Genomic DNA, 12455 nt, shown 5'->3' with positions numbered 1-12455 from the left:
TATTGATTATCTTATTAATAAATAAATTCTAAAAGATTACTATCATTTATAATATATTTAACTTTATATATTTTATTACTGTATATTTCTATTGATACAAAAAGAGTAATAAGTATTTCTAGTGAATAATCTGGAAAATAAACCAAAGCAATATTTTTTTTATTATTAATCCACTTAACGAATATAATTTTATAAAAAGCTTTTTTTTCATTCTTAAAAAATAATTTTAAATACTTAAATTTATCATTTTTAAATATATTATTATTTTCTGATTGTCTATTCTTTGAATAATCAATAATCTTAGAGACTGAATCTTTACTAAGAACTTCGTAATTATTAATTTTGTTATAAACTTGCCTTTGTATTATCAAATCAAGATATCTTCGAAGTGGTGATGTACATTGTACATACATTTTAAGGCCTAATGATTCATGGATTCCAGGCTTAGTAGTTATGTAACTTCTTCCCATATATTGTTTTAAAATTATATATTTAATATCACTATCATTATATCTATTGAGTATTTCAGTTGGATTGCAATTTATTTTTTGAATCCTAAATGCAGCCGCTAAATCATATTTATGTATAAATAAACTTGTTACATAACCCATTAATATCATTGATTCTGCAATTATAATTTGTGATTTAGTTTTCTCTAATTTAATTAGTAAAATCTTATCCTCATATAATTTAATTTTATTATTAGGACTTTCAAAAATAATTGCTCCTTGTTTCTTTCTAAATTTAATACTTTTTTCTAATAATTTTTTAATCTCAATTAATTCTATTTCTTCTTTGGGTTCTATTTCTAATATTTCATTTGCATCTTCATATGTTAATTGATATTTAGGTTTTATTATTGCTTCAGTTATTTCATATTTATTTATTGATCCATCGTCATTGAATTCTATTGCTGCACTAATAGTTTCTGAAACTTTATTTTGAGCTAGATTTGCATTTTCAAGAATATCTTTAGGAAGCATTGGGACATATTGATCAATTAAATATAAACTGCTATTTCTCTTTCTTGCATTTAAATCAGCATTAGAGTCATGCAAAAAGAGTTTGCATGGATTACTAATATGTATCCATAAAATTTTCTTATTTCCTTCTTTTATTTCTAATGAAATAGCGTCATCAACCTCATGTGGATCATCAGAGTCAATAATATATGTTTTTAAATCAGTTAAATCTTTCAAATATTTGAAATATTACAGTGCCAACTATATTCAATAAAAAATTATCCTTCAGGATTTACAAAGGGTAAAAGAGCTACAATTCTGGCTCTCTTAACAGCTAATGTGAGATCTCTTTGTTGCTTTGAAGTTAAACCTGTCATTCTTCTTGGTAGGATTTTGCCCCTCTCAGTTATGAATTTTTTTAGTAGTTCTACATCCTTATAGTCAATAGGATCTCCTGGTTTGATAGGTGATAATTGTTTTTTAAAAATTGAATTAGGCATGATTTAATTTGATTTGATTACTTAATTTCTTTGTGAATTGTCATCCTGTTTAAATGAGGATTAAACTTTTTTAGTTCTAATCTTTCGGTTGTATTTCTACGATTCTTTTCAGTAGTATATCTTGAGACGCCATTTGATCTCTTAGGATCTGTGCTAGTCCTAGCTTCAGTACATTCTAGGGTCACTACAACTCTTGTCCCTTTTTTGGCCATTTTAATTAATACTTTATTGTATAATTTTCTATTGTACATCTTCAACAAACTTTTTTGAAGATATACTTATTTCTTTTATCATCATTGACTAAAAAATATATATGAAAGTTTCTCAAAATTGGTTGAAAAATTTAGTAGAAATTACTTCTACTCCTGAAGATCTCTCTGAGAAATTATCTATTGGTGGATTTGAGGTTGAATCATTAGAAGACTGTTCAAAAAATGTAAATGGTGTTGTTTTAGGAAAGGTATTATCTGTTTTAAAGCACGAAGGATCTGACAAACTTTCAATTTGCCAAGTCGATATTGGTAATTCAAAGAATTTACAAATTATCTGTGGTGCGAGCAATATTAAAGCAAATATTTATGTTTATGTTGCTACTGTCGGTGCGAAATTAAATGCAGTTGATTTAACTATTAAAAGAAGTGAAATTAGAGGTGTCATGAGTGATGGAATGATATGTTCACTGCAGGAACTGGGTTTAGAGGACTCTAGCGAAGGGATAGAGATCATTGATGAAGATTTGGCCCTAAAACATGAATTGGGCACTCCAGGATCTGACTTGCTTCAATTAAATGATTTTATATATGATTTAGCCATTACAGCTAATAGACCTGATGGAATGTCTGTTATAGGTATAGCTCGTGAAATTTCTGCCCTTTTAGAATCCACCTTAAATTTTCCAGAATTAAACCATAAATACAATACTCATTTACTTAAGGGAATTAAACTTTGTCCAGAGGCTATAGAATCTAATTGTATCTATACAATAAGCTCCATTGATGGAGTAAATGGAGAGAAATTATCGCCAAATTGGCTTAAAGACCGTATAGAAAAATCAGGTATAAAATCTATTAATCTTCTAGTTGATTTGACAAATTATATTCTATTAGAACAAGGTCAACCTTTGCATGCGTTTGATAAAGATAAATTGTCAAACTTAATTGGTAAGGAAGTTTCTCCAGAAGATTTCTCTGTAAGAAAAGGCAAGGATAACGAAAGCCTTATTTGCTTAGATGGTAAAGAATATGACTTAAATGACAATATCACAGTCATTACTTGTTGTGATAAACCGGTAGCTATTGCAGGGGTCATAGGCGGTTTAGAGACTTCTGTAAGTAATAACACCTCATCTATTTACCTTGAAGGTGCTGTTTTTAATCCAGTTACTATAAGAAAATCTTCCAAGGCGGCTGGCTTAAGAACAGAATCTAGCAGCAGGTATGAAAAAGGGATATCATCAAAAAATACAATAAGTGCAGTAACAAGGGCAATTAATCTTTTAGAAGAATATTTTTCTATTAATTCACCAATAATCAATACTTCAAATTTAATAAGTAATGAGGATATATTTATTAAACTACGGAGAAATCGAATACATAAAATTCTTGGTCCATTAATTATTAACGATAAATTTGAAAAAAGAAATTTATCTGATAATGAAATAGTTGATAAATTAACACTCATAGGTTGTACCTTAAAGAATAAAGAATATGGCTGGGATGTAGCAGTAATTCCTAATAGATCTCATGATTTAATAAGAGAAATAGATTTAATTGAAGAAATAGCAAGATTAATAGGGTATGACAGATTCGACTTAAAACTTCCTAATCCAATTAAGCCTGGAAAATTGTCATCAGAACAGTTGGCATTGAGAAAAGTAAGAAATGGTTTTATAGAAAATGGTTTTAACGAGGTACTAAGCTACTCTCTTGTTCCTGAAGATGATGAAAAACTTATAAAGATTTCTAATCCTTTGTTATTAGAAACAAGCTGTCTTAGAGATAATATCTGGAAAGAACATTTGGAAATAGTGAACCGTAATATAAAAGCTGGACAAGCAAGTTGTTATATATTTGAAATTGGAAATGTTTTTCACAAGAAAACTGAGTTTATTCAAAAAGAAGTTCTGAATGGTGCGATTTATGGAAATAAAAAATTTGGAAAATGGATAAATTCGGGTAAGGATAACGATCTTAATTATTTTCAGGCCAGAGGAAAGTTAAAGGAGGCTTTATCATCTTTGAACATTAAAATTGAAGATAAACCTACTGATTCAATTGATTTTCTTCATCCTGGAAGAACAGCAAAATTAGTTATAGAAGGTAAAGATGCAGGTTATTTTGGTGAAATACATCCCAAACTAATATTAGAAAAGAAGTCATTAAAAAAAGTTTATTTATTTAACATAAATATTTCTAACCTCTTGGGAGCTAGTACAAGAAAAAATAAATGGATTCCAATATACAAGCAATACCCAATTGTTCCGAAAATGGAAAGGGATATAAATTTTGTCTTTAGTAAGAAATTTTTGATTAGCGAAATAACATTACAAATAAGAAAAACAGGAAAAAATCTCTTAGAGGATGTAAATTTACTTGATGTTTTTGAAGATCCTAAATTTGGAGAAGATCATATAAGTTATACATTTAGATTATCTTATAGAGATAAAGATAAAACATTACTGGACTCTGACATTACATCAATACATTCAAATATTATTTCTAATGTTGAAAAATGTTTTGACACTAAATTGAGGAATTAAATGTATTGCTAATCTCATATAAGACTATAAACTAGTCTATAAATGATTCTTATATAAGATAAATAATAATCCTATAAAAGTAATTAATATTGTATGATAAAGTTCATGATTAATCTACTATCTCTACTTCTATCTTCAGTGCTGTGGGTTCAAGTCCCTCAGTGGTCAGATGATTGGTCAAAATGTGCTGTTGACATACCAGATGCTTCATGTCACTGGTATATAACTGCACCAGATAATACTTTTGGTGAAGGTTTTGATTGGGCTAGCGCCCCTTGGTTTGATGCTAATGGATTAAGTGATGTCCCTAGTATTGATAGGCAAACGGCCATTGAGAAGCTTCAATCTAAGTAGTACTGTCTTTAAGGCAGTACTTGATGATATTAATGGCAGTTATAGCAATACTTTTAAGCATTTATTTATTTCTTGGACATTGAAAGGACATAAAATATTGTTATTTTCTTCAGTATTAGATTTTTACCAGGGATAAAGAGGTTTTGGATGATTCATTCAAATTGATAAATTAACTTATCTTACTTATCTATTGTAAGACTATAAATTAGACTAATAATAAGTCTTATATAAGATTTGCTATACGAAGAATTTTTTTAAAAATTATATTTTCTTTTAATTTAATTTATACATCATTAATGTTTTTAAGAATGAAAAAAAATAATTAATGAATAACAGAAATTTTAAACTTAACAGCTATCTTATATAAGACTATTATTTAGACTTATACTTAGTCTTATTTAAGAATTAGTATACTAATATCTGTATAGATTTTTAAGCAATTGATACGCTTCATTTAATTTTCTCATTTGATCTGTTGATCCTCCAGCATCGGGATGCTTCTCTAAGGCTATTGATTTATAGGCCTCCCTAATTTTACGGAAAGTATGAGCTGATCCTGCGGATGTTGATAAATTCAATAATTTAAGTGCTCCATGTACTGTCATTGTTGAGTCCAAAGTTTCAAATGAATTTGATCTGTTATTTCGCTTAAATCTACTTACAAATCTTCTCACAAGAGTTGGTATCCTATTAATTAAATCTGATGTAGCAAAAGGGTCTTCTAAAACGCCAATCATTAATAACACAATCTCAAGGGATGGATTTTTCTTTATCCAAAATGGACATAATTCAGACATTAATTTATTGGCTGCACTCCACGTAAAGGGTAGATTTTCAGTTCCATCAAGATTTGGCCATATATCCCTTCCAAACCAATCCATCGAAGCTTCTACCACATGATCATTAGGAACTGATCCATATAAGTTTTTCCAATGACTAATTAACTCAATTCGACATTTTATTAATTCAGTTTCTTTAATTGTATTAATTTGAATATCAGCAATATTTTCCTTTAATTTTTCACTATTAATACTTCTTCTTAAATTCTTTACTTTTTTTTCAACAAAATTCGGAAGGCTTATGTTTGAGTTGGTTTTTTCTTTATATTGATTTTTATTGGTAACTGTTTTATTCAAAGATATTTTATTAACTTCTTTATTTACGTCTGATTTAATTAATACCAATGCAGTATCTTCATCAATATTTAATTTTTCGTTATTATTCTTCTCGTTAAAGTCTATTTCTTGCTGTTGGTTCTTAGGTAGTAAATCATCTTCTTGAAGAAGTTCTTTAAGTATTTTTTCTATTACAGGTCCTCTTGCTCGAAATCCCCACTCTTTTCGTAATTGATCAAACCTGGAAATTAGGTCCTCAGGCAAATCAATTGAAATTCTTTTTGTATTTGAATTTTCTGGAATATTCAATAATATATTCTTGAATAGTAATGGATTTATTTAATTTTATTCAAAAAAAATTTAAAGTCCATACGAATTATTGTTTTTAAATTAAAACCAATTTATTTTCATGTCACAAGTCAATTAAGTATCTTTTTATAATAAAAATAAAAAATGTTTAACTGTTATTTCAAATCATCTAAAGAAAAAAAGAGATTTTATCAACATAAAAAATTAGAAATGCTCAATTATATTAAGGATTCACTTGAACGTAAAATCGCCTCTGTAACAGCATCTATAGAAGTTCTAGAAAGCCAAATAAGCAGAGATAAAGAAGTTGAAGTAACTAACTAGTATTCAAACAAAACATTCAAGGAGTTTTTCAGGTCCAAACTTCTTTAAATAATTAATATTTGATTTTTCAGTTACTAGTAGATATCCTGCAAAACCTAAACCGTTAATACTAAAACCATGAATATGATCATTTTTTCTTTTTATAATAGCGATCCATTTATTAGTTATTAAAATATTGTAAGGATATTTCGGTTTCTTATCACTTATAGGTTCCCCAAGTCCTAATTTCTTGCATAACTCTAAATAAAATTCAAAAAGAGATGATGAATTTTCTAAAAAATTAAATTTGGATACAATAATATTTTTTTTAAGCTTACTATTTAGATCTTGATATGAGTTCATTTCTAAAAACCACTGTTCTCTTGGGCATGATATCTCACCTCTAGATCTACGCAGAAGTTGAAAATGCCTGTGAGGTTGACTTGCACCCGCAATTGGAGAACTATTGAAAAACCATAATCCACTAGTATCCTTATTAACTTGTTGGATCGCTCTCCAATCATTATTATCTAACCATCCATTTTGAGGTTTCCATTCATTTGTAATCAGTAAAATATGACCTTTTTGTACAGGGTACTTATTTAATATTAGTTGATGATTATCACCAATTTTATCAATTTCTAGTTCCTTTTCCCAAGGACAAAATGGATTCTGCCTAGGACCATAAATTTTTTTTTTATTAAATTTTGAAGTATCGAGTTTTCTAATTATGAAGTCGTCTTTTTCATATAAATCTCTTGTAATAATATCGGTTTTAAGAGGATATAATGATTTATCATCAATTGATAATTGACTTTGCTCTAATGCTTTTTTCCAATATATTTCTGAACTCATATTAAAAAAATTATCATAATTATTTTAAAAAAAATAATAAATTTGTAATTACTTTTTATTAAATTGATATTCTTTCAATTTTTCCAGAGGTACTGATTCTAAGGCTACAATATTAGTTGATTCTAATATGACTTTTGGTGCAAGACCGTCTAATAATGCTTGCTTCCACCTATCAAGACAAATACACCAATGATCACCCTCCTTTAGTCCTGGGAATGAGTAAATAGGCATGGGAGTTATTAAATCATTTCCTTGTGATTTACTATATTTCAGGAAATTATCATCCATTACACAACATATGGAATGATTCCCTCCATCATTTTTGTCATAGTTGCAAAATCCATCTCTGAACCACCCTGTCATAGGTGCGCAACTACAAACATCAATTTTTTCTCCCAAAACATTCAACTGATCTTGATTTTTTTTAGTCATAGATTTTTTTAATAATAATAAAACACCAACATTTCTTTAAAAAAGGTTGACGAGTATGGGGGGTAAGGAGGTAATAATTCTAATAAGGTTTTTTTCATTATGGATTGGGACTTTACTGAAAACATAGCATTTAAAGCTCTTTATGAAGCTTTTAAAGATAGTGATGAAACTTCTGCATTAGAATTTTTATCTAGTGATGGTGCTTCATATTATCTTGAGTTAACACAGGACGCTGCCGGAGAGGGACTTGATTTGGGTGATAATAATACCATGGAAGAACTACAGGAAGAAATTATTGAATATTTAGAAAACAACTAAAGATTTAGCTTATGCGCTGAAATATTTAGCTTTTGAGTGTAGTGAAATTATAGCTGTGGTACTTTGTTCTGGATGAAGTTGTTCAGATTCATCCATGGTCAAGTTTATTCTTTTTGCATCTAACAATGATAATTGTATGTTTGAATCAGAGACTTTTGGACATGCAGGATAACCAAAAGAATATCTAGCTCCTCTATATTTTTGAGCTAGTATTTCTCTATTTTTGCCTGGTTCTTCAGATCTAAAACCACATTCAATACGTATTAGTGCATGGACATACTCAGCTAGAGCTTCTGCTAATTGCACTGTAAGTCCATGGAATAACAAATAATCGCTATATTTATCTTCTTTAAATAATTTTTGAGAATATTCACTAGCAATATCGCCCATGGTTACTGCCTGCATAGGAAATATATCTATCGGTTTATCATTTTTCAAATCACAATAAAAATCAGCTATGCATAGATTATTCCCAGATTTTTGTCTTGGAAAATTAAATTGGGAAATTTTATTTAATGATTTCTTATCAAATAAGAAAATACTATTATCTTTTCTCCCGCATTTGAAATATCCATAAACTGCTTTGGGTGAAATAAGTTTTTTTTCTATAATTGTCTCTAACCATTTATCTAACAATGGTTTAGCATATGAATCCAAATAGTTATTGTATTCATCTACGCTTTGGTTTTTTCCTTTTTTTATTTGCCATTGTCCGCTAAATAGAGCTTTTTTATCTAAATAAAAAATTAATTTATTTAAATCTATATCAACGTCGTTCAATACTTTCGTTCCCAAGAAAGGGGGTTTAATTGGTTCTTCTTCATTTATAAATTTAGATCTTATGATATTCTCTTTTAAATTTAATTTGGAAATCTCGGTATTTATTGATATTGGTTCTTTAACAGCTTGAGAGTTGAATTTTGGTGAGGCTAAATTAATATTTATACCCTCATTGTTTATGAAACCCTCTGTATTTGACCAATTACCTTTTTTTTTATTATCCATATATTCATTCATGAATTTAAGATCAGTGAACGCATCTTTTCCGTACAATATTTTCCCTTTATATATTTTGCTGCAGTCCTCATTTACAAATTTTGGGGTTAAGGCTGCGCCTCCTAATATTACTGGTACACTAATATCTTCATTGTTAAAAGCCTCTAAATTATCTTTCATAAATGCAGTTGATTTAACAAGTAATCCGCTCATAGCTATGCAATCTGCATTGTGCTTCTTTTGTGCATCTATAATTGCTGAAACATCTTGCTTTATTCCAAGATTTATAACGTCATAACCATTATTTGAAAGTATTATATCTACCAAATTTTTTCCAATATCATGTACATCGCCTTTGACAGTTGCAATTAAGAGTTTTCCATTTGATATATTTTCATCTACAGTTTCCATATATGGTTCTAAAATTGAAACCGCAAATTTCATTGTTTCAGCGGATTGGAGTACAAATGGTAATTGCATTTGACCTGAACCAAATAAATCTCCTACAACTTTCATCCCATCTAGTAAAAAGGTATTAATTATTTCAAGAGGTTTATATTTTTTTAACGCTTTATTTAATTGATCTTCTAATCCTATTTTTTCTCCATCAATAATATGATTTTTCAGACTTTCTTCAAGAGTTAGGTTTTTATTTTCTGAAGATGCTTTTTTGAAATCTTGAATAGATAAATCTTGAAAAGCCTTTGTTAATTCTACTAATGGATCATAAATACAAATATCATCTTTAAATTTTCTTTTATCATAAATCAAATCTAAGCAAAGCTTTTTAGTTTCTTCAGAAATTTTTGATAATGGCAAAATTTTATTTGGTGCGATGATAGCAGAATCTAATCCTGCTTTAATGCATTCATCTAAAAATATTGAATTTAGATTAATTCTTGATAATGGTGAAAGACCAAAACTAATGTTTGATATCCCAAGTATGATATGAATATCTGGGAAATTTTCACGAATTTTTAATATAGCACTAATAGTTTCTTTAGCGTTTAATCTATCTTCTTCTATCCCTGTAGATATTGGCAGAGCTAATGGATCAAAAAATAGCTCATAATCTGACAAACCACATTCTCTTGTTCTATTAATCGCTCGTTTGACAATCTTATATTTTTTTTCTGAATTCCTTGCCATTCCATCTTCATCAATTGTTCCGACAACAAGACCTGAACCGTATCCTAAGGCTAAATTTAGAACTTGATCAAACCTTTCATTGCCATCTTCGTAATTGGTTGAATTAATAATACATTTACCACCAGCTGACTTTAATCCACTTTCCATTTTGTCAGCATCTGTAGAGTCAATCATTAATGGTAAATTTATATTGGTAACTAGTCTTGAAGTTATTTCTTTCATATCTTTCACTCCGTCTCTGCCTACATAATCGACATTTACATCAAGAACATGAGCGTTTTCTTTTTGTTGTTGCTTTGCAATTGCAACTAAGCCATCCCAATCGTCGTTATTTAATAACTCCCTTACCTTTTTTGATCCACTTGCATTTAATCTTTCTCCTACTATCAAAATTGAATTGTCTTGTTTATATGGCACAGAGTTATATATTGATGAGGCAGATGGAATAAAACCGCTTGAATTTTTTTTTCCATTATTGTTAGTCCGTTCGTTATCAATAATTTCATCGATTATTGAAGAAAGGTATTTTATATGTTCAGGTGTTGTCCCACAACATCCACCTAATAATTGAACATTAAAGTCATATATAAAATTCATTAACTGCATCTTTAATTCTATTGGCTTTAATCTATAGTGAGCAACACCACCAATATTTTCAGGAAGACCTGCATTGGGAATACAGCTTATAGCGAAGGGAGAATTTTCAGACAAATATTTAATATGTTCCTTCATTTGCTCAGGGCCAGTTGCACAATTAAGTCCAAGGATATCTATATTAAAAGGCTCTAATATTGTTAATGCAGAAGCAATATCAGATCCAACAAGCATAGTACCTGTTGTTTCCATTGTTATAGATACCATTAAAGGTATATCAATATTTTTACTTTCAAGAATTTCTTTTGCAGCTAACAAGGCAGATTTAATTTGTAAAACATCCTGACAAGTTTCAATCAAAAGAAGATCAACTCCTCCATCTATAAGACCATAAATTTGTTCTTTATATGATTGCTTTAATTCATCAAAATCTATATGTCCTAAGGTTGGTAATTTAGTTGTTGGGCCAATTGAACCTGCTACAAACCTTGGTTTATCAACTGAAGAGTATTTGGCAGCAGCATTTTTTGCAATAAATGCCGCATTTTTATTTATCTCATAAGCCTTATCCGCAATATCATATTCATCAAGAACTATTGATGAGGCTCCAAATGTATTAGTTTCTATAACATGACAACCTGCTTCTAAAAATGAATTATGAACCTTCTCAACTACCTCTGGCGATGATAAAACAAGGTTTTCATTACATCCCTCTAATTCTTTTCCTCCAAAGTCATCTGCAGTAAGATTTAAGTTCTGAAATGATGTTCCAGTACCTCCGTCAAAAATAATTAATGGTTTTTCATCTCTATTTAGATAGGTTCTGAAAGATTCCATTTTTAGGTAAAAATAAATTTATTTTAGTGAAATTCTTGTTACCCAATTATCATAGTCTTGAGAACGACCTTCTGTTATTTCTATAAGCTTACTTTTTAATTTATTCATTATTGGTCTTTCAACATTTAATACAGTTGATTCAATTTTTTTAACTGGTGTAATTTTTGCTGCTGTACCAGTTAGAAAAACTTCATCTGCTATTAATAATTCTGTTTTATCAACAGGCCTCTCAATTACATTTATTCCAAATGATTTTGCTAATTCAATTACACTAGCTCTAGTAATCCCCTCAAGGATATCTTGATCAACACCAGGAGTGATTAAGTCTCCGTTCCTTACAATAAATAAATTCATACCACTAGCTTCGCTTACCTTACCACTTGAATTTAATAGCAGGGCTTCATCAAAACCCGATAAACTAGCTTCTGTTTTCGCTAGTGAACTAGTAATATATGCTCCACTTATTTTTCCTCTTAAGGGGAGAGATCTATCTTCCTGTCTTGTCCAACTACTCATTCTACAAGAAACACCATCTGGGGATAGATAATCTCCTAGCTCAATACAATAAATAAAGAAATCTGTTTCAATATTGTGTAACCTCGGCGCTATACCTAAATCGCTTGTATATACAAATGGTCTTATATAAATAGGTTTTTCTGGTTTGTTTATTTTTATAACTTCTTCTAAGGCTTTAAAAATATATTCTTCAGAAATTTCAGTTAAGAGTAATTTTGCACTTTGAGATAATCTTTTTATATGTTTATCAGTTCTAAACAAAAGGAATTCTTCTTTGTTTGTTGGGTTAGGTATCGCGCGCATTCCTCCAAATGCAGCAGTACCGTAATGTAGTGCATGAGTAGCTATTGATATTTTTGCTTCTTTAAATGGAATACATTTACCTTCGAACCAGGCGTATGGAAGAAATTCATGCATATTTAATTTATTTAATTAAGGTAAACTTGTTTTATCTTAC

12 protein-coding genes are annotated in these 12455 nt (G+C 29.2%); 4 read left to right on the top strand and 8 right to left on the bottom strand.

Translation table 11 applies throughout. The features are described 5' to 3' along the window. Window positions 1-14: 14 nt before the first annotated feature. From EU98_RS03470 to rpmG, 3 genes are read right to left on the bottom strand one after another with little or no spacing between them, the layout of a single operon-like run. The gene (locus EU98_RS03470) at window positions 15-1199 is read right to left on the bottom strand and encodes a ribonuclease catalytic domain-containing protein (RefSeq protein ID WP_032515943.1); all 1185 of its coding nucleotides are present in this window, start codon (window positions 1197-1199) and stop codon (window positions 15-17) included. A 41-nt stretch (window positions 1200-1240) separates the two neighbouring features. Beyond that, window positions 1241-1462 carry a 30S ribosomal protein S18 gene (gene rpsR / locus EU98_RS03475; protein ID WP_002806014.1) on the bottom strand — a complete coding sequence of 74 codons (222 nt, stop codon included), beginning with the start codon at window positions 1460-1462 and terminating at the stop codon, window positions 1241-1243. Window positions 1463-1479: 17 nt separating this feature from the next. Beyond that, entirely contained in the window at window positions 1480-1674 is a 195-nt protein-coding gene (gene rpmG / locus EU98_RS03480) for a 50S ribosomal protein L33 (RefSeq protein ID WP_002805540.1), read from the bottom strand. 101 nt (window positions 1675-1775) lie between these two features. Between rpmG and pheT the strand changes: the two genes are divergently transcribed. Next, window positions 1776-4220, top strand: a complete 2445-nt coding sequence (pheT, locus tag EU98_RS03485; protein ID WP_032515942.1) for a phenylalanine--tRNA ligase subunit beta — start codon at window positions 1776-1778, stop codon at window positions 4218-4220. A gap of 105 nt (window positions 4221-4325) precedes the next feature. Beyond that, window positions 4326-4574 carry a hypothetical protein gene (locus EU98_RS03490; protein WP_025894526.1) on the top strand — a complete coding sequence of 83 codons (249 nt, stop codon included), beginning with the start codon at window positions 4326-4328 and terminating at the stop codon, window positions 4572-4574. 413 nt (window positions 4575-4987) lie between these two features. On the opposite strand, the gene EU98_RS03495 is transcribed toward EU98_RS03490, so the two are convergent. Continuing rightward, window positions 4988-5998 (bottom strand): molecular chaperone DnaJ, encoded by a 1011-nt coding sequence (locus EU98_RS03495; protein WP_032515941.1) that lies wholly within the window; start codon window positions 5996-5998, stop codon window positions 4988-4990. Window positions 5999-6142: 144 nt separating this feature from the next. On the opposite strand from EU98_RS03495, the gene EU98_RS03500 reads away from it, so the two are divergent. Continuing rightward, window positions 6143-6322, top strand: a complete 180-nt coding sequence (locus EU98_RS03500) for a hypothetical protein (protein ID WP_032515940.1) — start codon at window positions 6143-6145, stop codon at window positions 6320-6322. A gap of 3 nt (window positions 6323-6325) precedes the next feature. Here EU98_RS03500 and EU98_RS03505 read toward each other — a convergent pair whose 3' ends face one another. Beyond that, entirely contained in the window at window positions 6326-7156 is an 831-nt protein-coding gene (locus EU98_RS03505) for a DUF4922 domain-containing protein (protein WP_032515939.1), read from the bottom strand. 48 nt (window positions 7157-7204) lie between these two features. After that, a complete protein-coding gene (locus EU98_RS03510; protein ID WP_032515938.1) occupies window positions 7205-7588 on the bottom strand; it encodes a DUF2237 family protein in 384 nt (127 codons plus the stop codon). A gap of 99 nt (window positions 7589-7687) precedes the next feature. On the opposite strand from EU98_RS03510, the gene EU98_RS03515 reads away from it, so the two are divergent. Beyond that, on the top strand, window positions 7688-7906 hold the full coding sequence (locus EU98_RS03515; protein WP_032515937.1) for a hypothetical protein: 219 nt from the start codon (window positions 7688-7690) through the stop codon (window positions 7904-7906). A gap of 9 nt (window positions 7907-7915) precedes the next feature. On the opposite strand, the gene metH is transcribed toward EU98_RS03515, so the two are convergent. Both metH and EU98_RS03525 read right to left on the bottom strand, forming a co-directional pair. Continuing rightward, window positions 7916-11482, bottom strand: coding sequence for a methionine synthase (gene metH / locus EU98_RS03520; RefSeq protein ID WP_032515936.1), 3567 nt, complete (start codon window positions 11480-11482; stop codon window positions 7916-7918). 18 nt (window positions 11483-11500) lie between these two features. Continuing rightward, the gene (locus tag EU98_RS03525; RefSeq protein WP_032515935.1) at window positions 11501-12415 is read right to left on the bottom strand and encodes a branched-chain amino acid transaminase; all 915 of its coding nucleotides are present in this window, start codon (window positions 12413-12415) and stop codon (window positions 11501-11503) included. Window positions 12416-12455: the final 40 nt, after the last annotated feature.

The organism is Prochlorococcus marinus str. MIT 9314 (assembly GCF_000760035.1).
GTDB lineage: Bacteria > Cyanobacteriota > Cyanobacteriia > PCC-6307 > Cyanobiaceae > Prochlorococcus_A > Prochlorococcus_A marinus_B.
This window is presented reverse-complemented; position numbering and strand designations above follow the sequence as displayed.

Bases quoted from the DNA above. Each gene is read 5' to 3' on its own strand.
- rpsR (WP_002806014.1), bottom strand. From the start codon at position 1,462: ATGCCTAATTCAATTTTTAAAAAACAATTATCACCTATCAAACCAGGA.
- rpmG (WP_002805540.1), bottom strand. From the start codon at position 1,674: ATGGCCAAAAAAGGGACAAGAGTTGTAGTGACCCTAGAATGTACTGAA.
- pheT (WP_032515942.1), top strand. From the start codon at position 1,776: ATGAAAGTTTCTCAAAATTGGTTGAAAAATTTAGTAGAAATTACTTCT.
- EU98_RS03490 (WP_025894526.1), top strand. From the start codon at position 4,326: ATGATTAATCTACTATCTCTACTTCTATCTTCAGTGCTGTGGGTTCAA.
- EU98_RS03500 (WP_032515940.1), top strand. From the start codon at position 6,143: ATGTTTAACTGTTATTTCAAATCATCTAAAGAAAAAAAGAGATTTTAT.
- EU98_RS03505 (WP_032515939.1), bottom strand. From the start codon at position 7,156: ATGAGTTCAGAAATATATTGGAAAAAAGCATTAGAGCAAAGTCAATTA.
- EU98_RS03510 (WP_032515938.1), bottom strand. From the start codon at position 7,588: ATGACTAAAAAAAATCAAGATCAGTTGAATGTTTTGGGAGAAAAAATT.
- EU98_RS03515 (WP_032515937.1), top strand. From the start codon at position 7,688: ATGGATTGGGACTTTACTGAAAACATAGCATTTAAAGCTCTTTATGAA.
- metH (WP_032515936.1), bottom strand. From the start codon at position 11,482: ATGGAATCTTTCAGAACCTATCTAAATAGAGATGAAAAACCATTAATT.
- EU98_RS03525 (WP_032515935.1), bottom strand. From the start codon at position 12,415: ATGCATGAATTTCTTCCATACGCCTGGTTCGAAGGTAAATGTATTCCA.